The 19,188-nt window shown below is 72.7% G+C and carries 16 protein-coding genes and 1 pseudogene; 7 read left to right on the top strand and 10 right to left on the bottom strand.

Annotated features, from left to right (window positions below; all coding sequences use genetic code 11):
* Positions 1-211: 211 nt before the first annotated feature.
* The 8 genes from NMK34_RS19600 to NMK34_RS19565 form a co-directional block, all read right to left on the bottom strand.
* Positions 212-919 carry a GntR family transcriptional regulator gene (locus NMK34_RS19600; protein ID WP_082931043.1) on the bottom strand — a complete coding sequence of 236 codons (708 nt, stop codon included), beginning with the start codon at positions 917-919 and terminating at the stop codon, positions 212-214.
* Between the two features lie 580 nt (positions 920-1,499).
* Entirely contained in the window at positions 1,500-1,739 is a 240-nt protein-coding gene (locus NMK34_RS19595) for a zinc ribbon domain-containing protein (protein WP_318334676.1), read from the bottom strand.
* Positions 1,740-1,808: 69 nt separating this feature from the next.
* Positions 1,809-2,951, bottom strand: coding sequence for an MFS transporter (locus NMK34_RS19590; RefSeq protein WP_318336377.1), 1,143 nt, complete (start codon positions 2,949-2,951; stop codon positions 1,809-1,811).
* A gap of 229 nt (positions 2,952-3,180) precedes the next feature.
* On the bottom strand, positions 3,181-4,374 hold the full coding sequence (locus tag NMK34_RS19585; protein ID WP_318334675.1) for a molybdopterin molybdotransferase MoeA: 1,194 nt from the start codon (positions 4,372-4,374) through the stop codon (positions 3,181-3,183).
* A gap of 86 nt (positions 4,375-4,460) precedes the next feature.
* The gene (gene narI / locus NMK34_RS19580) at positions 4,461-5,222 is read right to left on the bottom strand and encodes a respiratory nitrate reductase subunit gamma (protein WP_318334674.1); all 762 of its coding nucleotides are present in this window, start codon (positions 5,220-5,222) and stop codon (positions 4,461-4,463) included.
* Positions 5,219-5,839, bottom strand: coding sequence for a nitrate reductase molybdenum cofactor assembly chaperone (gene narJ, locus NMK34_RS19575; protein ID WP_030268131.1), 621 nt, complete (start codon positions 5,837-5,839; stop codon positions 5,219-5,221). Before narJ ends, narI begins: the two co-directional genes overlap by 4 nt.
* Entirely contained in the window at positions 5,836-7,533 is a 1,698-nt protein-coding gene (gene narH / locus NMK34_RS19570) for a nitrate reductase subunit beta (protein ID WP_318334673.1), read from the bottom strand. Before narH ends, narJ begins: the two co-directional genes overlap by 4 nt.
* The gene (locus NMK34_RS19565; protein ID WP_318334672.1) at positions 7,533-11,198 is read right to left on the bottom strand and encodes a nitrate reductase subunit alpha; all 3,666 of its coding nucleotides are present in this window, start codon (positions 11,196-11,198) and stop codon (positions 7,533-7,535) included. The genes narH and NMK34_RS19565 overlap by 1 nt, the downstream gene beginning before the upstream one ends.
* Before the next feature lie 246 nt (positions 11,199-11,444).
* Here NMK34_RS19565 and NMK34_RS19560 point away from each other — a divergent pair.
* Positions 11,445-11,618, top strand: a pseudogene (locus NMK34_RS19560) (radical SAM/SPASM domain-containing protein); the annotation flags it as partial.
* 49 nt (positions 11,619-11,667) lie between these two features.
* Here the strand turns inward: NMK34_RS19560 and NMK34_RS19555 are convergent.
* Together NMK34_RS19555 and NMK34_RS19550 are read right to left on the bottom strand one after the other, a co-directional pair.
* Entirely contained in the window at positions 11,668-12,108 is a 441-nt protein-coding gene (locus tag NMK34_RS19555) for a hemerythrin domain-containing protein (RefSeq protein ID WP_013287109.1), read from the bottom strand.
* Between the two features lie 129 nt (positions 12,109-12,237).
* Positions 12,238-13,044, bottom strand: coding sequence for a DUF2249 domain-containing protein (locus NMK34_RS19550; protein WP_013287108.1), 807 nt, complete (start codon positions 13,042-13,044; stop codon positions 12,238-12,240).
* Between NMK34_RS19550 and NMK34_RS19545 the strand changes: the two genes are divergently transcribed.
* Genes NMK34_RS19545 through NMK34_RS19520 form a run of 6 tightly spaced genes read left to right on the top strand, consistent with a single transcriptional unit; the run spans position 13,043 to position 18,616 of the window.
* Complete coding sequence (locus tag NMK34_RS19545; RefSeq protein ID WP_412098900.1) at positions 13,043-13,801, top strand: helix-turn-helix transcriptional regulator; 759 nt, start codon at positions 13,043-13,045, stop codon at positions 13,799-13,801. The two genes, NMK34_RS19550 and NMK34_RS19545, sit on opposite strands and share 2 nt — an antisense overlap.
* A complete protein-coding gene (locus NMK34_RS19540; protein WP_318334670.1) occupies positions 13,798-14,925 on the top strand; it encodes a hypothetical protein in 1,128 nt (375 codons plus the stop codon). The genes NMK34_RS19545 and NMK34_RS19540 overlap by 4 nt, the downstream gene beginning before the upstream one ends.
* The gene (locus NMK34_RS19535) at positions 14,925-16,247 is read left to right on the top strand and encodes a hypothetical protein (RefSeq protein WP_318334669.1); all 1,323 of its coding nucleotides are present in this window, start codon (positions 14,925-14,927) and stop codon (positions 16,245-16,247) included. Before NMK34_RS19540 ends, NMK34_RS19535 begins: the two co-directional genes overlap by 1 nt.
* Positions 16,248-16,250: 3 nt before the next feature.
* Positions 16,251-17,603 (top strand): multicopper oxidase domain-containing protein, encoded by a 1,353-nt coding sequence (locus tag NMK34_RS19530; protein WP_318334668.1) that lies wholly within the window; start codon positions 16,251-16,253, stop codon positions 17,601-17,603.
* 5 nt (positions 17,604-17,608) lie between these two features.
* On the top strand, positions 17,609-18,367 hold the full coding sequence (locus NMK34_RS19525) for a YwiC-like family protein (protein ID WP_128138805.1): 759 nt from the start codon (positions 17,609-17,611) through the stop codon (positions 18,365-18,367).
* A 57-nt stretch (positions 18,368-18,424) separates the two neighbouring features.
* Positions 18,425-18,616, top strand: coding sequence for a hypothetical protein (locus NMK34_RS19520; RefSeq protein WP_318334667.1), 192 nt, complete (start codon positions 18,425-18,427; stop codon positions 18,614-18,616).
* Positions 18,617-19,188 lie beyond the last annotated feature (572 nt).

Genomic DNA, 19,188 nt, shown 5'->3' with positions numbered 1-19,188 from the left:
CACCATAGTGGCTGCGCCCGCCCCGTCAAGAGGTGCAATCGGCCCGCCCCTGGCACGTTCGAGGTCAGTCGATGACGTGCGGAGGGCGTGACCGCATGCGATGGCGGGCCGGCTGCTGCCGGCGAGCACAGTAGGTGTGGCCCGAGGTGCCATGCTGGCGGTCGGGGGCGGCAGCGTGGCATGTCGGACGTGCTAACAGAGCACGTTGGTCCTAGTCTTCACGACGGGCCGCCCAGATGCCTCGGACGTGCCGCAAGTGGTGCCGCATCAGGCCGACCACGGCCTCACGGTCACCCCCGGCGATGAGCTCGATCAACTCGAGATGCTCGTTCGCGGAGTCGACCAGCCCTCCACTCTCCACCAGCGCGTCGAGGCCGTACAAACGGGTGTGATTGCGCAGGTCGGCAACCGTCTCGACCAGCCGTTGATTCCCGGCGGCACGCAACAGTGTCAGGTGGAAGGCGTTGTCCGATTCGATGTACGCCACCAGGTCCCCACGTCCGGCAGCAGAAACGATGTTGTCCGCCAACCTCCGCAGTTCCCGCACCTGCGGTTCCGACAGTCTGCCTGTCTGGTCGGCCACCACCGGAATCTCGAGAAGCTCCCGAATCTGAGTGATTTCGTCCAGATCCCGCTCACTGAGGGCCTTGACGCGGAACCCCTTGTTCTTGACGATCGAGACCAAGCCCTCCTTGGCCAGGTCGAGGATCGCTTCGCGAACCGGCGTGGGCGAGACGCCGAAGCGTCCGGCAAGCATCGGGACGGAGTAGGTCGAATCCGGCCTCAAGCTGCCAGCCACGATAGCCGCGCGCAGGGCGTGCGCTACGTCCTCGCGTAGGCTCTGCCGACTCTGAAGCGGGTTCAGGTCCAGCGTGGATGCGGCAGCGCTCGCATCGCCAGTCCGCTGGTTGCCTTTCACAGTTGCATCCGCTCCGGTCCCGTCGAGCCAACCCTGAGAACAAGGCCGCCCCCCCGGGGGCCCGCCCTTCATCCCTGCTGACGGCGGCCCTGTCCCTCAGTGTCACTGTCAACCACCGCGCCGATCTCGGAGCCTACCCAGTGGGTATCGTCTCGACATCTACCGGGCGGCGGCCGGTGGGTCGCAGCCTGCTGGCGTCCCCCTCGGGCTTGCCGTGCCCGCGGGGCCGGGAGTGGGAACGGCTCAGTTTCGCTCCTGGCTGTGGCGGCCTGAACCGAGGCGGGCCGGCTCTGGTCGTACCCCGCGCCCGGCCCAGCAGACATGACCAGGAGGCCGTCGCAGGCGGGACCTGCTGGCCGACCTCGCCCTCGGGCTCGTCCGCGCAGACCGGCCAGTTCCCGGACGAAATGGCCGGGAACTCGCCCTGCTTCGGAGGCCGCCACGCCGTCTCCGTCCGGCTGACGGCGCGGGCCGCGGCGGAGCCGATGCCCGCGACCGCACGCTCCAGTGCATCGACCGACAGCGTCGGCGTGGTGAGGGCGATCGGGATCAGCTGGTCAGGTCGGCCCATTGGAAGCCGTTACGCAAGGGTTGTCCGCCGATGTGCGTTGCGGGGATGGGGGATCTGGTTGGCGAGGGCGTACTCCTGCGGGAAGCGGCAGCGGTAGTAGGCGTCGCCGAGGTTGTACTGGCCCTGCAGGCGACGGTCGCAGGCGGCGCAGTAGATGAGGCCGCGGAAGACGTACGGGTTGCGGGCTCCAGCCATGATGCCGGTGTGGGCCATGGCCACGTCGTCGACGACCCGGGTCACACCGTTCATTCGACGAACCCGGCCCTGACGAAGCGGTCAGTGGCCAGACCCGGCACCGGTCAGCCCGCACCGAGACCGTCAACCGGCGGGGCGGGCCAGGCCTCCCATCTTTACCGCGGTGAACACCGCGGCGGCCAGCGCCACGTCGGAGAGCAGCATCAGCCCGATGGCGTAGGAGCCCTGCGACCCGTACACCCAGCCCATGATCAGCGGCGGCACGAACCCGCCGAGCCCGCCGGCGGCCCCGACCAGCCCGGTGACCGCGCCCACCTGGTCGGCGGGGGCGACCTTGCCGACCAAGGCGAACACCGCGCCGCTGGCTGCGCCGAGCAGCACCGCCATGCCGAGCAGCGCGACCGTGGCGACCGGCATCAGGGCCGGCTGGAAGGCCTGCACGACGGCGAACCCGGCCACCCCGGCGAAGCACCACACCAGCACCGGCACCGGGTGTAGCCGGTCGGAGAGCCAGCCGCCCGCCGGGCGGGCCAGCACGGCGAGCACGACGAACCCGGCGGTCCGCAGTGCACCGTCCGCGGCACTGAGGCCGTAGGCGGTGCGCAGGTACGCCGGCAGGTACACGCTGAAGGCCACGAACCCGCCGAACCCGACCGCGTACAGGAAGCACAGCTGCCAGGTGACGGTCAGCCGGGCGACGCGGGCGAGCCGCTGCCAGGCCGACCCGGTGGGCCGGGCCGGGCCCGGCGCGTCGCGCAGCAGCAGGAACGACAGCACCGCGTACGCCGCCAGGATCGCCGCGACCAGCAGGAACGGGGCCCGCTCCCCGTAGGCGTCGGCCAGCCGGACGGTGGTGAAGTTGGCGATCGCGGTGCCACCCATGCCGACACCGAACACGCCGATGGCGAAGCCGCGCCGGGCCGGCGGATACCAGCCGGACACCAGCGGGACGCCGACGGCGAAGGCGGTGCCGCCGATGCCGAGGAAGAAGCCGGTCACGATCAGCGCCGGGTAGGAGGAGACCGTGGTGAGGGTCAGCACCGGTACGATGGTGGCGACGGTGACCAGCGGGAAGACTACCCGGGCCCCGTACCGGTCGGTGAGCGCGCCGACCGGGATGCGGCCCAGCGAGCCCACGATCACCGGCACCGCGACGAGCAGGGACTGCGCGGCGAAGCCGAGCCCCAGCCGTTCCTTGATGCCGGGGCCCAGCGGACCGAGCAGGGCCCATGCCCAGAAGTTCACCAGGAAGCCGAGGGTGGCCATGGCTAGCTGGAGGGCGGCGCCGGAGGTGGCCTCGGGACGCCCGACCGGGGCGGTGGACCCGGCTTGCCGGTCACGGATGCTGGTCATCGTTCAACTCCGTCGGGATCGTCGTGCTGCTGTCGCGGCGTCAAAGGGGAATGCGGCGGTCCTCTTCACCGGTACGAGCCTCGCGTGAGCCAACCCACCCCGGCAGGGCCGGAAGACCCGGCCCAGGAGGACGTCCCACCCGTCACGGCAGGGTGAGCAGACCGACCGGGGTGCCGGGACGCCAACCGGGCGGCACCACGGCCAGCGCGTCGGCGTCCGCCGCCGCGCCCAGGTATCCCGGGTGCGCCCCGTCGACCAGCCGCAGGCCCCGCGCGCCGCGCCGGACCGGCACGATCCGGGTGTTCCGCTCGTAGAGGCGCAACGGATCGGTGAGGACGGCGGTGTCCAGATCGGCCGGCGGCCGTCCGGCCAGCCCGGTGAGCAGCGGGTCGATCAGGGTGAGCGCGGCGACCAGCGCCGCGTACGGGTTGCCCGGCAGGCCGACGATCCACTGGGCCCCGGCCTGGGCCAGGACCTGTGGGTGCCCGGGCCGGCACCGCACCCCGTCCACGTGCGCCACGGCCCCGAGGTGCCGCAGCGACGCGTGCAGCCCGTCCGCCGGGCCGACGGAGGACGCCCCGCAGACGACCGTCACGTCTGCTTCTCGCGTGCTGTCCGCGATCGCCTCGGCGAACCAGTCGGGCTGGTCGCCGACCATCCGAGGACCCAGGAGGTCCGCTCCCCAGGCGGACAGCAGCGGGGTCAGCATCGGGCCGATCGCGTCCCGGACCCTGCCCCACGGGGGACGGCCGGCGTGGATCACCTCGTCGCCGCTGATCACCAGGCGGGCCCGGGGTCGGGCCCGGACGGTGAGGTGGTCGAGGCCGACGCTCGCGGCCAGCCCCAGCACCGCCGGCGTGACCGGCGAACCCGTCGGCACCAGTTCCTGACCGCGGGCGGCGTACTCGCCCGCGCTCCGGATGTGCCGACGGTCGCCCGGCACCGCCCGCAGGACGTCACCGATCCGGTCGGCGATCTCGTAGGGCACGACCCGGTCCGCCCGGGCCGGGACGGGAGCGCCGGTGGCCACCTCTACGGCGGTCCCCTCGACCAGGGGCGCGACGGCGTGGGTGCGACCGGCCAGGATCCGGCCGACCACCCGCCACGGGCCCGGACCGCGCACCGCGTATCCGTCCATCGCGGAGTTGTCGAACCCGGGCAGCGGGACCGCCGCGACCAGTGGCGCCGCGAGGGTCCGGCCGGCGGCGGAGGCCAGCGGTACCGACTCCGCGGGCAGGGGAGCGGGGAGCCGGTGGGCCAGCGCCCGCGCCGCGGCCCACTCCGTCGCGGGTCGGGACGAATGGTGACTGTCGGTGTGGTGCGGTGCGATGGTCACCGGTGGTTCCTCCCTGCCGGGACGTCGGGCTGCCCGTTCGCCGGAGGCAGCCGGTGGCGGTCTCCGGGCGGTCGAGGCGGCGGTGGTCACCGGCGCGAGCGGGTCCGACCGCCGCGCGGGGTGGGCAGCCGGGGCGGCCCTTCCCATCCGGGGCGGGTCGGCCGCAGTCCGGGCCGGTCGTCGCGGCTGCGATAGACGACGTAGGGTCGGGTGGCGTAGCCGACCGGGGCGCTGAACGCATGGACGAGGCGGGTGAACGGCCAGAACGCGAAGAGCGCGAAGGCGGCCAGGATGTGGATCTGGAAGCCCACCGGGACGTCGGCCATGATCTCGGGGTCCGGGCGGAGGTAGAACAGCGACCGGAACCACGGGGAGATGGTCTCCCGGTAGTCGTAGCCGGGGCCGGCGACGTTGGCCCGCACCGTGGCCCAGAGGCCCAGCACGATCACCCCCGCCAGCACCACGTACATCGCCTTGTCGTTGCGGGTGGTGGCGGCGAAGACCGGCCCGGTCAACCGGCGGCGGGCGATCAGGATGCCCAGCCCGATCAGGGTGCAGAAGCCGGCCACCGTGCCGATGAACACGGCCATGAGGTGGTAGGTGTGCTCGGTGACGCCGACCGCCTCGGTCCAGGACTTCGGGACCACCAGGCCACCGATGTGTCCGATCAGGACCATCAGCACTCCGAAGTGGAACAGTGGGCTGCCCCACCGCAGGATGCTGCTCTCGTAGAGCTGGGAGGATCGGGTCGTCCAGCCGAACTTGTCGTAGCGGTGGCGCCAGATCAGGCCGCCGACGAGGATCGCGATCGACAGGTACGGGTACACCACCCACAGCAGGATGTTCATCGGCGTCCTCCAGTCGTGTCGACCAGTCCGAATGGTTCGAGTCCGACCTGCTCCACCGGCGGCCCGGTGCGGGCCAGCCGGGCGGCGGCGGCGATGTCCCCGGGCTGGGCGGGCGGCAGCATCTCCCGGACGGCGGCGACGGCCTGCCGGTATATCGACTTCTCCCGCCCCAGCGCCTCGACCAGCAGGTCGAGGCCGACGCGGTTCTCCCGCAGCAGCCGCCACCCCTCGTCGTCGGCGGCGGCCAGGTCGAGGACGGCGGGCAGGAAGTCGGGCAGCTCGCCGTCGACGACGGTCAGTCCGGCCGCCTTGTACGCGGCGGCGAAGTCGACCAGCGCCTCACCCCGGCGACGGGTGTCGCCGCAGGTGTAGTACGTCAGGTGCAGGCAGCAGCGGCGCCGGAAGTCGAACACCTCCACGTAGGCGGTCCGCAGGTCGACCGGCGCGGCGGCTTCCCGGTGGGCGACCACCTCGCGCAGCGGCCGGGCGACCTCGGCCGGCAGGCCGTCGAGCGCGGCCCGCACGGTGGGCAGCGCTGCGAGGACCTCCTCTTCGGGATAGCGCAGCAGCAGGGACGCCGCGCGGGCGGCCACCGCCCGCCAGGTCGGCCGGCTCACGGGGTACCTCCGTCGACGGGTGCGGATTCGCGGCTGCGGGGCGGGAAGAGGCCCTTCGGGCTGCCCTTGCCGTCCCAGTTGAGCAGGTTGACCCGGCGGGGTTCGTCGCCCGGGTCGGTGAAGCCCTCCGCGGTCTGCCGGTCGCGCAGCATGTGGAAGGTCTCCACCTGGACCGGCACCGGCGTGCCGGAGGACTCCCCGAAGGGCCCCTGGCCGTACGGGCCGCCGCCGCCCATCCCGGGGCCGCCCTCGTAATCGAGGCTGCACTCGGTGGCGATCTTCTCCAGCCGGTGTGCGTCCTCGGCGTGCGCGGCGGGGATGACGTACCGCTGCTCGTACTTGGCGATGGCGAGCAGCCGGTACATCTCGTCCATCTCCGCGCCGGTCATGCCGACCGCGGCGGCGATGGACTCGTCGCGCTCCTCGCCCAGGTTGATCCGGCGCTGGTAGGCGCGCATCGCGGCGAGCCGGTTCAGCACCCCGCGCACCGGCTCCGGGTCGCCGGCGGTGAAGAGCTCGGCGAGGTACTCCACCGGGATCCGCAGCGCGTCGATGGCCCCGAAGAGGTTGCCGGCCTCCTCCGCGTCGTGGCCAGTCTCGCGCAGCACGTCGGCCACCGGCGACAGCGGCGGGATGTACCAGACCATCGGCATGGTCCGGTACTCCGGGTGCAGCGGCAGCGCCACCTCGTAGCGCATGATCAGGTCCCAGATCGGCGAGCGCTGCGCGGCATCGATCCAGTCGTCCGGGATGCCGGCCTCGCGGGCGGCGGCGACCACGGCCGGGTCGTGCGGGTCGAGGAAGACCGACCGCTGCGCGTCGTACAGGTCGTGTTCGTCGGCGATGGCGGCGGCCTCGGCGACGCGGTCGGCGTCGTAGAGCATCAGCCCGAGGTAGCGCAGCCGCCCCACGCAGGTCTCGGAGCAGATGGTGGGCTGGCCGATCTCGACGCGCGGGAAGCAGAAGGTGCACTTCTCGGCCTTGCCGGTGCGGTGGTTGAAGTAGACCTTCTTGTAGGGGCAGCCGGTCACGCACATCCGCCAGCCCCGGCAGCGGTCCTGGTCGACCAGCACGATGCCGTCCTCGGCCCGCTTGTAGATCGCCCCCGACGGGCAGGAGGCCGCGCAGGACGGGTTGAGGCAGTGCTCGCAGATGCGCGGCAGGAAGAACATGAAGGTCTTCTCGAACTCCTGCTTCACCTGGCCGGAGACCTTCGCCAGCACCGGGTCACCGGCGGCGATCTCGTTGCCGCCGGCGAGCGAGTCGTCCCAGTTGGCGCTCCAGGTGATCTTCGTATCCTGGCCGGTGAGCAGCGACTTCGGCCGGGCCACCGGGGTGTCCTCGCCGGCCGGCGCGTTGATCAGGTGCTCGTAGTCGTACGTCCACGGCTCGTAGTAGTCCTGCATGGACGGCAGCTTCGGGTTGGCGAAGATGCTGAACATCTTCTTCACCCGGCCACCGGAGCGTGGCTTGAGCTTGCCGGAGCGGGTCCGCACCCAGCCGCCCTGCCAGCGCTCCTGGTTCTCGTAGGTGCGCGGGTAGCCCTGCCCGGGGCGGGTCTCCACGTTGTTGAACCAGACGTACTCGACGCCGGAGCGGTTGGTCCACGCCTGCTTGCAGGTGACCGAGCAGGTGTGGCAGCCGATGCACTTGTCGAGGTTCATCACCATCGCCATCTGTGCCATGACCCGCATCAGTACTGCACCTCCTGGGAGCGGCGGCGGATCACGGTGACCTCGTCGCGTTGGTTGCCGGTCGGGCCGAGGTAGTTGAACGCGAAGGACAGCTGCGCGTACCCGCCGATGAGGTGGGTGGGCTTGACCAGCAGCCGGGTCAGCGAGTTGTGGATGCCGCCGCGCCGGCCGTTGGTCTCCGACTTGGGCACGTCGATCACCCGTTCCTGGGCGTGGTACATGTAGACCGTGCCCTCGGGCATCTTGTGCGTCACCACGGCCCGGCAGACCACCACGCCGTTGCGGTTGACCGCCTCGATCCACTCGTTGTCCCGGACGCCGATCTTCGCCGCGTCGGCCTCGCTCATCCACATCGTCGGCCCGCCCCGGGACAGCGTGAGCATGATCAGGTTGTCCTGGTACTCGGAGTGGATGGACCACTTCGAGTGCGGGGTGAGGTAACGGACGGTGATCTCCAGCTCCCCGTTGCGGCCGAGTCTCGGTTCGCCGAAGAGCTTGTGCATGTCCAACGGCGGCCGGAAGATCGGCAGCGCCTCGCCGGCCTCGTGCATCCAGTCGTGGTCGAGGAAGAAGTGCTGCCGGCCGGTGAGCGTGTGCCAGGGCTTGAGCCGCTCGGTGTTGATGGTGAACGGGGAGTAGCGCCGGCCGCCGTGCTCGCTGCCCGACCACTCCGGGCTGCTGATCACCGGCACCGGGCGGGACTGGGTGTCGGCGAAGGTGATCTGCTTGCCCTCGTGCTCGGCCGCCAGGTCCGCCAGGCGTACCCCGGTGCGCTTCTCCACGTCCCGGAAGCCCGCGGTGGCGACCCGCCCGTTGGTGGTGCCCGACAGCGCCAGGATCGCCTCGCAGGCGTGCGTGTCCTTCGCCAGCGACGGCCGCCCGTCCGCGGCGCCGCCGCGCACCTCACCGTTCTTGTGGCGCAGATACTCGACCTCCGGCCGCACGTCGACCGAGAAGCCCTTGCCGGTGGTGCCGAGGGTGTCCATCAGCGGCCCGAGCGCGGCCATCTTGTCGGCGATCGCGCCGTAGTCCCTCTCGACCACCACCAGTTTCGGCATGGTCCGGCCCGGCACCGGGGTCTCCCTGGTCGCCGCCCAGTCGCGGACCCGGCCGTGCGGGGTCGCCATCGCGTCCGGGGTGTCGTGCAGCAGCGGCGCCGCGACCAGGTCGTTGCGTACGCCCAGCCGCGGCCCGGCGAGCGTGGAGAACGCCTTCGCGATGCCGTGGAAGGCGTCGAAGTCGGTCCGGGTCTGCCACGGCGGGTTGATCGCCGGGGTGAAGGCGTGCACGAACGGGTGCATGTCGGTACTGCTCAGGTCGTGCTTCTCGTACCAGGTGGCGGCGGGCAGCACGATGTCGGAGAAGAGCGTCGTGGAGGTCATCCGGAAGTCCAGGCTCAGCAGCAGGTCGAGCTTGCCCTCCGGGGCCTCCTCCCGCCAGGTCACGTCCTTGGGCCGCAACTCCTCCGGCGCCTCCTCGGCGCGCAGGTTCGCGTCGGTGCCGAGCAGGTGCCGCAGGAAGTACTCGTTGCCCTTGGCCGACGAGCCGAGCAGGTTGGCCCGCCAGACGGTCAGCACCCGTGGCCAGTTCTCCGGCGCGTCCGGGTCGGTGCAGGCGAACTTCACGTCGCCCTCGCCGAGCCGCTCGGCCACCCAGCCCGCCGGGTCGTCCGGCCGGGCGGCGAGGGCCTCGTCGGCCAGGTCGAGCGGGCTGCGGTCGAAGGTGGGCATCGACGGCATCCACCCCGAGCGGGCCGACTGGGCCAGCAGGTCCATGGTGTGCTTGCCGGCGAACGCGCCGGTGCCGGTGGGGGAGGAGACCACGTCGGCGGAGTAGGTGTCGTAGCGCCACTGGTCGGTGTGCACGTACCAGAAGGCGGTGCCGATCATCTGCCGGGGCGGGCGGACCCAGTCCAGGCCGAACGCGAGCTGCGCCCAGCCGGTCGTCGGGCGGCACTTCTCCTGCCCCACGTAGTGCGCCCAGCCGCCGCCGTTGACCCCCTGGCAGCCGGTGAGGGTGACCAGCGCCAGGATCGCCCGGTAGGTGGCGTCGGAGTGGAACCAGTGGTTCGTGCCGGCGCCGAGCAGGATCATCGACCGTCCGCCGGAGCGGTCCGCGTTGTCGGCGAACTCCCGCGCGACCCGGGCCACCTGCGCCGCCGGCACCCCGGTGACCGGCTCCTGCCATGCCGGCGTGTACGGCGCCTCGACGTCGTCGTACCCGGTCGGCCACTGGCCCGGCAGGCCGTCGCGGCCCACCCCGTACTGGGCCAGCACCAGGTCGAAGACGCTGGTCACCAACTGGCCCCGCACCGTGCGGGTCGGCACGCCCCGGCGCAGCGCCTGCGGGGTGTCGGTGTCGAACCGAGGCAGCTCCACCTCCACCGCGTCGCCCGCCCCGAGGCAGGTCAGCGCCGGCTCCAGGTCGCCCAGGTCCAGGTTCCACTGGCCCTGCTGCTCGCCCCAACGGTGGCCGAGGCTGCCCCGCGGCACGGCGGGAGCGTCGGTGGCCGAGTCCCAGAGCACCGTCCGGAAGGCCGCCTCCTTGTCCGTCTCGCCCAGGTCGTCGGCGGTGAGGAACTTGCCCGGCCGGTACGCCCCGTCGGCACCCGGCTCCAGGGTGACCAGGAACGGCAGGTCGGTGAACCTGCGGACGTAGTCGACGAAGCGTGGGGTGCGCCGGTCGACGAAGAACTCCTTGAGGATGACGTGCCCCATCGCCATCGCCAGGGCGCCGTCGGTGCCCGGCTGGGCGGGCATCCACTCGTCGGCGAACTTGACGTTGTCGGCGAAGTCGGGGCTGACCACCACGACCTTCTGCCCCCGGTAGCGCGCCTCGGCCATCCAGTGTGCGTCCGGCGTGCGGGTCACCGGGACGTTGGAGCCCCACATGACGAAGTAGGAGGCGTCCCACCAGTCCCCGGACTCGGGCACGTCGGTCTGGTCGCCGAAGACCTGCGGGGAGGCCACCGGCAGGTCGGCGTACCAGTCGTAGAACGACAGCATCGAGCCGCCGAGCAGGGACAGGAACCGGGCGCCGACGGCGTGCGACACCATCGACATGGCCGGGATGGGGGAGAAGCCGGCGACCCGGTCCGGGCCGTACTCGGCGATCGCGTGCACGTGCGCGGCGGCGACCATCTCCTGCGCCTCGTCCCAGGTGATCCGCACCAGGCCGCCCTTGCCGCGGGCCTTCTGGTAGCGGCGGCGTCGTTCCGGGTCGGCCTGGATGTCCGCCCACGCGGCAACCGGATCACCGAGGCGGCCCCTGGCCTCCCGGTACATCTCCACCAGCACGCCCCGCGCGTACGGGTAGCGCACCCGGGTGGGGGAGTAGGTGTACCAGGAGAAGGCGGCACCCCGGGGGCAGCCCCGAGGCTCGTACTCCGGCCGGTCCGGTCCGACGCTCGGGTAGTCGGTCTGCTGCTGCTCCCAGGTGATGATGCCGTCCTTGACGTACACCTTCCAGGAGCACGAGCCGGTGCAGTTCACCCCGTGCGTGGAGCGCACCACCTTGTCGTAGGACCAGCGGTCCCGGTAGAAGGCGTCCGCCTCCCGGCCGCCGATCTGGTGCAATGTCCGGCCGTCGGCGGAGACCTCGGCCCGGCGTACGAGGCCGCCCACGGCCAGCAGCGCCCGCCCCGCACTATCGGTGGCTCGCGACATACGCCTCATTCCTTCGATAGATGGCCTTACTGCCCCACGTTCTCGACAGATGCGCCGGAGTGCAACCCCGAGCGAGGGCGTCCTGGCCATGGTGCCGACGTACAACCTCGGGAAACCGGGCCGAAGGTCCCGAGATCATCGGCTTTGTACCTGCGGGTCCGTGGCGGGACTTCGGGCCCGGTCGGGCGGTCACCGGCGGGGCACGGAGCGGGGCACGGAGCGGGGCCCGGCCGTCTCGGTGTCACCCTGCCGGAGATCGCCGGGCAGGTTCGGGACCGGGGGCCACTGTGGAGCGTGCTCTTCCTGGTGCCGGCCGGGTGGGGCCGCGCTGGGCGGCCGCGACGCGGGCAGACCGAGGACGTGCTCGACGCTCTCTACGACCTCGGCGAGACCGTGCCGGTCAAGACCACCGAGGCGCACCGCCGGTGGCCGCGGGGCGGCGTCGGCAGCGGCCGACATCCGGGCCGCCTCACCTGGCCGCTGCCTCCGCCGGGGTGATCCGGTCCCAGGCCGGGATCGGCAGCGCGATCACCGCGGCCGGGAAGAGACCGTGCTCCTCGTTGTCGATGTGCCGGTGGAGCCGGTCCAGGGCGGCCAGCACTGCGGGCCAGTCCGGGTCGGCCCGGTCGACGCCGCCGAGCACGCCGTGGATGTCGTCGTGCTCCGCGCAGAGCTTCGCCACCGCCCCGGCCAGGCTGCCCTCGGCCCGCAGCTCCACGAAGAGGCCGTCCTCCTCAGTGGAGGTGTGCGGCATCAGCAGCGCCAGCAGCGCGTCCAGCGCCACCAGGGCGTCCGGGCCGGAGGCCCGCACCGCGCCGCGCAGCCGGCCGGCCGCGTTCGCGATCGCCTCGTGCTCGGCCGAGAGCCGGCCGATCAGCGGGAACTCCCGACAGCCGCAGTAGTTGCACACTTCGTCTCCTGACCACGAGGGTGGGCGACTCCATCGTGCGCACCGGCAACCTCCGTCAGCAGGGCCGGACGGCCCGGTACGCCGGGACGGCGGGCCCTGATCCCCACCGCCCTGGCACCGACAGACTGCTCAGACCGTCACCGGCCGGCGGGAGAGCCGGATCTGCCACACGTCCGGCCCGTCCTGCAGCCACTCGCTGGTCATGCCGTCGCCGTAGCGGGCTGCGACCTCGGCCAGCAGCGGGCGGGGTGCGTGCGGGGCGACCAGCACCAGCGCTCCACCGGCCGGCAGCGCCTCCAGCGCCGCCAGCACCCGCGCGTGGCGCTGGTCGTGCGGGAGCTGCCGGACGTCCAGCCGGGGATCGATGGTGAGGGTCGGGGCCGGCGCGTCGGCCGGTGCCCGGTCACCACCGCAGCCGCAGCCACCCCCGCCGCAACCGCCGCCATTCGAGCTTTCCGAGGAGCCGAGCAGATCGTGCATCCCCTCCAGCAACTTCGCCAGCGAGACGTCGGCCGCGTCCACCAGCAGCGGGACGACCAGGTCGTTCTCCTTGGCCAGGTGGACGGCGAAGAGCGCGGCGAGGGCGCGCGCGGTGCCGGCGAGGCGTACCGGCCGGTTGCCGGTCTCCAGCTCGGCGACCAGGCCGGTGATCGCCTGGTGCTCGTCGAGCATGCCCCGGACCAGCAGCGCACCCTCGGCCCGCTCACCGGCGGCGGCGTAGAGGGAATCCTCCTCGGCGTGCGCGTGCGGCAGCAGTTCGTCGCGGAGCCATCGGAGCAGTTCGTCACGGTGCCGGAGCGCCCCGGCGGCGTCACCCTGGTCGGCCGCGGTCAGCAGGTTTCCGACGTGCCGGTCGAGGTCGGCGGCGAGCTGGGCGTGGTGCCGGACGACGGCCTGCGCGGCCTCGCGGTCGGCCGGGGAGCGTGAGGCGGACATGGAACCCTCCAGGGTTTTGCGGTTGAACGACGTTGTAACGTTATCTAACGTGGAAACCCCGAGAACAGGGCCGGTCGGCGAGACCATCGACCCGCAGCGCCACCGGGCTCTCGGCACCGCCAGCCGGGCCTCGATTCTGGAGCTCGTGCGCGCCGCCGGTGCCGGCATGACGATCGCCGAGGTGGGGGAGCGAACGGGCCTGCACCTGTCCACCGCCCGCGCCCACCTCGACCGCCTGGTCGACGCAGGACTGCTGGTCAAGGCGCGGGCCAGTGGGGGCCAGCCCGGACGGCCGGCGTGGCGCTACCGGGTGGCCGTCGCGGAGGCCCCGGCCCCCGCGCCGTACCGGGCACTCGCCGCCGCACTGCTCGACCACCTGTCGCGGCGGGGCCACGGAGACGTCCGGGCGGAGGCCACCCGCGCCGGCCAGGACTGGGGACGCCATCTCGCCGCCGCCACCCCGCCCGGCAGGGAGCCGATCGATACGCTGCTCGACGTCCTGCGCGGGCTGGGCTTCAGTCCCCGCCGACACCGGACGGCCGACGGGGCGACCGAGATCCACCTGCACACCTGTCCCTTCCTGGAGCTGGTCAACCGCAACCCCGACGCGATCTGCGCCCTGCACGTCGGCGTGGTCCGCGGCACGCTCGAACACGCCGGTGCCTCACCGGCCGGCGCCGTGCTCGAACCCTTCGGCGCACCCGACGCCTGCGTGGTGCGGCTGGCCCTGCCGAATATCACCGAAGAGCCGGCATGAACCCACGGCCGCTCGCCGTACAGTGGCGGCTCCCCGTCCTCGCGGCGGGCGGCTTCGCCCTGGTGAGCGGTCTCTACGCCGCCCTGCTGCTGCTCGGACTGCCGGTGCCCGCGCCTCACGTCCCGCTGGAGCAGGTGCACGGCCCGCTGATGGTGCTGGGCTTCGTCGGCACCCTGGTGGCGCTGGAACGCGCGGTGGCCCTCGGCACCCGGTGGGCCCTGCTCGCGCCCGCCTGCTCCGGCGCCGGGGCGGTGCTGCTGGTGCTGACCGGGCCGAGCCTGCCCGGCCGGCTGCTGCTCGTGCTCGCCTCGGTGCTGCTGCTGCTGATCTACCAGCGACTGTGGTGGCGGCAGCCCGGCCCGGCGCTGCTGGCCCAGGTCACCGGCGCGCTGAGCTGGTACGCCGCCACCCTCCTCTGGCTCGCCGGCCTCAGCGTGCCGGAGATCGTGCCCTGGCTGGCCACCTTCGTGGTGGCCACCATCGCCGGGGAGCGTCTGGAACTCGCTCACCTCACGCTGCCCCGGCACGGCGTCGGCTGGTTCCTCGCCGCCCTCGGCATGCTGACCGCCGGCGCCACCGCCACCGCGCTCTGGCCGGCCGTCGGGGCGTACCTCTTCGGGGTCGGCCTGCTCGCGACGGTGGCCTGGCTGGTGGTCTGCGACGTCGCCCGCCGCACGGTGCGCGCCGTCGGCCTGCCCCGCTACGTCGCGGTCGGCCTGCTCACCGGGTACGCCTGGCTGGCGCTGGCCGGCCTGCTGTGGGCCGGCGCCGGGCCGGTCACCGGCGGCTCCCGTTACGACGCCGCCCTGCACCTGGTCTTCCTGGGCTTCACCATGTCGATGATCTTCGCGCACGCTCCGGTGATCCTGCCGGCGGTGCTTCGCCGCCCACTGCCCTACGGACCGTGGCTGTACGCCCCGCTCGCCCTGCTGCACACCACCCTGACGATCCGGGTCCTGGTCGGCGACGTGCTCGGCGTGCCGGCCGGGTGGCGCTGGGGCGGCGTCGGCAACGTCCTGGCGGTGCTCGGTTTCGTCGGCGGAGTGGTGGCCGCGTTGGTCCGCGCCGCCCGGCGGCGGACCCGGACGGCGGTCGTCCCGCCGGTCGTGCCGGCGGTGCGGTGATGGCCGGCACCCGCGGCGACTCCGCCCCGACCGCGTCCTCGGGCCCGGGGGCCGGGCCGACCGTCTCGGCAGTCGCGTCGGCCGGTCCCGCCGCCCCGGCCCTCGGCCCGGTGACCGCTCCGGCCGTGGCGGCGGGCCTTGGGCGGGCCGGTTGGCACCGTCGGGTCGCTGCGCTGCCGTTGGCCTACCTGGCCGGGCTGGTCGTGCTCGCCTTCGTCCATCCGTTCCTCCCGGCGTGGCGCTGGACGGCCATCCACCTGCTGCTGCTCGGTGCGGTCAGCAACGCCGTCGTGGTGTGGAGCGCCCACTTCGCCGCCGCCGTGCTGCGTGCCCCCGCCCCGGACCGCCGCCGCGCCGAGGCGGCCCGGCTGGCCGCGCTCAACGTGGGCGTGCTGGCGGTCCTGACCGGCGGCACGGCCGACCGCCCCTGGCTGGGCGTGGCGGGCGCTACGCTGGTCTTCGTCGCGGTGACCGCCCACCTCGTCGCGCTCACCCGCCGGCTGCGCCGCGCCCTGCCGGCCCGGTTCTCCGTCACGGTGCGCTACTACCTGGCGGCGACCGTGGCCCTGCTCGCCGGCGTGCCGGTCGGCGCCGGGATGCTGGTGATCGACGACCCGCTGCGCCCCCGGCTGCTGCTGTTCCACGCCCACGTGAACCTGCTCGGTTGGGTGACGCTGACCGTCCTCGGGACGCTGCTGACACTCTGGCCCACCGTGCTGCGTACCCGGATGGCCGACGGTGCGGTCCGCGCCGCCACCGTCGCGCTGCCGGTGGCGACGACCGGACTGGTCCTGCTGGGCGTCGGCCTGCTCGCCTGGTGGCGGCTGGTCGCCGCGGCCGGGCTGAGCCTGTTCGCCCTCGGCGCGCTGATCGCCCTGCGCCCCGCGCTGGCCGTCGCGCGCACCCGCCCCCCGTACGCGTTCGCGTCCTGGTCGCTCGCCGCGGCCGGCGGCTGGCTGATGGTCGCTCTCGCCGTGGACGCCGCGACGCTGCTGCCCGCTGCGGACCCGGCCGGCGCGGCCGACCGCTTCGGTGCGGTGCTGCTCCCGCTGCTGGTCGGCTTCGTCGCCCAGGTCCTCGTCGGAGCCCTGACCCACCTGCTGCCCGTGGTGCTCGGCGGCGGACCCGCGCCGGTGCGCCGCCGCGCCGCCCTGCTGGAGCGGCGCGGCCCGCAGCGCGTCGCGATGACCAACGCCGCCCTGCTGGTCCTCGTCCTGCCCACCCCGCTGTTCGTCCGCCTCACCACCTCACTGCTGGTCCTCGCCGCGCTGGTGCAGTTCCTCGTGCCGGCCGTGCGGGTCCTGCTCACCGCCCGGAGGTAACCCGTGTCCGCGCGCACCGACGCCCCCTTGCCCCGCCCGCTCGGCGGAGCAGCCGCGGGTCTCGCCCTCGTCCTCGTCGCCGTCCTCGTCGGGGTCGCCGCCCAACGCGTCTCCGGTGACGTACCCGTCCCCGCCGCCGCCACCGCCGTCACCCCGACCGGGCACACCACCACGGTCACCGTGGTCGCCGACGGCATGCGTTTCCACCCCGACCGGATCGACGTGCCCCGGGGTGATCGACTGGTCATCGAGCTGACCAACCGGGACAACCGCCGCCACGACCTCGTCCTGGCCTCCGGGGCGAGGACACCGCTGCTGACGCGGGGCGGCGACGCCCGGCTGGACGCCGGCGTGATCGGGGCGACGGTGGAGGGCTGGTGCTCCCTGCCCGCCCACCGGCAGGCCGGCATGACACTGCGGATCGTCCCGACGGGGGCCACGGTGGCCGCTCCGACAGGGACGGCCGCGGCGACGGAGGGGGCGAGGCCGCGCCTCGATGCCATGGCCGACCCTGGCGCGGCCTTCGTCGCCCGGGACGCCACCGCTCCGCCCGTGCCGCCCGGCCGGCTGCACCGGCGTGAGCTGCACGTCCGGGAAGTCGTCCGGGAGGTCGCGCCCGGGGTACGGCAGCGGCTGTGGACCTTCGACGGAACCGTGCCCGGCCCGGTGTTGCGCGGCCGGGTCGGCGACACCTTCGAGATCACCCTGGTCAACGACGGCACCCTGGACCACGGCATCGACTTCCACGCCGGTGCCGTCGCCCCGGACGAGGTGATGCGCCCGATCGACCCCGGGCAGCGGCTGACCTACCGGTTCACCGCGACCCGTGCCGGCATCTGGATGTACCACTGCTCGACCATGCCGATGCTGCACCACATCGGCAACGGGATGTACGGTGCGGTCATCGTCGACCCGCCCGACCTGCCCCGCGTCGATCGCGAGTACGTGCTCGTCCAGTCCGAGTTCTACCTCGGCCCGGACGGCGAGCCCGGCGACCTGGCCGCGATGCAGGCGGAGCGCCCCGACGCCGTCGTCTTCAACGGCTACCCCGCCCAGTACGCGCACCGTCCGCTGCCCGCCCGGGCCGGTGAACGGGTCCGGGTCTGGCTGCTCGACGCCGGCCCCAACCGAGACAGCTCGTTCCACATCGTCGGCGCCCAGTTCGACACCGTCTACCGGGAGGGGCACTGGGAGAACCGGCCGACCGACCCCGGCGGAGCCCAGGTGCTGTCCCTCACCCCGGCCGGCGGCGGCTTCGTGGAGACGGTCTTCCCCGCAGCCGGGCACTACCCGTTCGTCAGCCACGCCATGGTCGACGCCGAGCGCGGCGCCCGTGGCCTGTTCGAGGTCCGGTGACCACCATGAACACCGCTGTCGTAGCCGACCGCCCGGTAACGCGCCGCCGCCGCGTGCGCCAGTTCGTCCCACCCCAGCACGGCGCGTGGGCGATGCTCCTGCTGCCGTACACCGTGGGGGTGGCCTTGGCCGGCCCGCGCTGGCCGCACCTGCCGCTGCTCGGCGCCTGGCTGACCGGCTACCTGCTGTCGTATTACGCTTTCCAGGCGATCAAGAGCCGTCGGCCGAGCCGCTTCACCCCCCAGCTGCTGGTGTACGGCCTGCTGGCGGCGCCGCTCGCGGCGACTGTAGCGCTCGCCCGGCCCGCTGTCCTCTGGTACGCCCCGGGCTACGCCGCGCTGCTGGCGGTCAACGCCGGATACGCCTGGCATCGCCGGGAACGGGCACTGCTCAACGACTTGGCCTCGGTGGGGCAGAGCTGCCTGCTGGTCTTCGTCGCGGCGACCATCGCCGGTGTGTCCGTCACCCGGGTCACCCCGGCCTTCGCAGTGCTCCTGCTCTACTTGTTCGGCACTGTCCTCTATGTCAAGACGATGATCCGGCAACGCGGTGACAGTCGCTTCCTCCGTCTCTCCATCGGATACCACGCGCTCGGCCTGGCCGCCGTGGTCTGGCTGCTGGATGTGCTGCTCGGTCCGGTCTTCCTGCTGCTCCTGCTCCGGGCCGCGCTGCTGCCGGCACGCCGACTGCGCCCTGTGCAGGTCGGGATGATCGAGATCGGGTGCTGCCTGGTCGTTCTGGCGGGGGTGCTTGCGACGCTCTGACCGGCGCGCCCCCGTCCTCCGGAGTAGATGTTGTCGGGCAGCACGCTGAACGGGATCTTGACCTCGATCCGGTTGCCGGTGTACGGCTCGCTGGTCACGACCGAGGCGATCTGGACGCCCGGCGAGCAGTTTCGCCAGCGCGTCGACGAACTGGCCCGTTGGCTCGTCACGTGCTGCCTCCTGCTCGACCCGCAGCGGATCGTGCTGGTCGGCAGGGTGGCGACCGAAGCCCAGCCGGCGGTGGTCTGAGCGGTACGCGGGGCGCGGCTAACCGGCGCCGACGCCAGCCAAGGCCGCTCGGGCAAGCGGCCACGATGTCTGACGAACGACCTGTAGGACGCCGTTCCAGCCTGGCTGCAGCAACCCGGTCACGGGCCCGGGATTGGGGGAGCAGGTTGGGAGCAACAGGGTGCACTGAACGGCCCTCAACCGCACCGAACGGCACCCAACGGTGCGCAACTGCACCCACCCCTGCCTGCGGCTTCTCGTTTCCGCAGGTCAGAGTCGGTGCGGCGTCCTGCTTCCCGCGAAGTGCTCGGCGTTTCTAGCTAATGTTCGACATAGCTCTATGTTGCCTGGCGGGAGAGTGTGCGCAGGTCGCGGCGGTAAGGAGCTGCTGGATGGCCTGGCCTTGCAGGTGGGTGCAGATTGGGTGCAGGTTGGCGAAGTGGTCACCGCAGCCGAAGTGCTCACCGGGTTGCGTCCACGGGAGTGGTGTACGACTTGCCCGTGATGGGCGTGTTGCGTAGATGAGAGACGGCCATCGCGTCGATCCTTCAAGACGACCAAGTCAGAGAAGGAAGAGAGGACGCGATGGCCGC

The organism is Micromonospora sp. BRA006-A, assembly GCF_033433935.1.
Lineage (GTDB): Bacteria > Actinomycetota > Actinomycetes > Mycobacteriales > Micromonosporaceae > Micromonospora > Micromonospora aurantiaca.
The sequence above is the reverse complement of the archived record's forward strand: the minus strand, read 5'-3'. Positions and strand labels throughout refer to the sequence as shown.

What these genes read in the sequence shown, in the direction of transcription:
- NMK34_RS19545 (WP_412098900.1), top strand. Translation starts at nt 13,043, where the DNA reads ATGGAACCCTCCAGGGTTTTGCGGTTGAACGACGTTGTAACGTTATCT.
- NMK34_RS19550 (WP_013287108.1), bottom strand. Translation starts at nt 13,044, where the DNA reads ATGTCCGCCTCACGCTCCCCGGCCGACCGCGAGGCCGCGCAGGCCGTC.
- NMK34_RS19535 (WP_318334669.1), top strand. Translation starts at nt 14,925, where the DNA reads ATGGCCGGCACCCGCGGCGACTCCGCCCCGACCGCGTCCTCGGGCCCG.
- narH (WP_318334673.1), bottom strand. Translation starts at nt 7,533, where the DNA reads ATGCGGGTCATGGCACAGATGGCGATGGTGATGAACCTCGACAAGTGC.
- NMK34_RS19540 (WP_318334670.1), top strand. Translation starts at nt 13,798, where the DNA reads ATGAACCCACGGCCGCTCGCCGTACAGTGGCGGCTCCCCGTCCTCGCG.
- NMK34_RS19525 (WP_128138805.1), top strand. Translation starts at nt 17,609, where the DNA reads ATGAACACCGCTGTCGTAGCCGACCGCCCGGTAACGCGCCGCCGCCGC.
- NMK34_RS19595 (WP_318334676.1), bottom strand. Translation starts at nt 1,739, where the DNA reads ATGAACGGTGTGACCCGGGTCGTCGACGACGTGGCCATGGCCCACACC.
- narI (WP_318334674.1), bottom strand. Translation starts at nt 5,222, where the DNA reads ATGAACATCCTGCTGTGGGTGGTGTACCCGTACCTGTCGATCGCGATC.
- NMK34_RS19565 (WP_318334672.1), bottom strand. Translation starts at nt 11,198, where the DNA reads ATGTCGCGAGCCACCGATAGTGCGGGGCGGGCGCTGCTGGCCGTGGGC.
- NMK34_RS19590 (WP_318336377.1), bottom strand. Translation starts at nt 2,951, where the DNA reads ATGGCCACCCTCGGCTTCCTGGTGAACTTCTGGGCATGGGCCCTGCTC.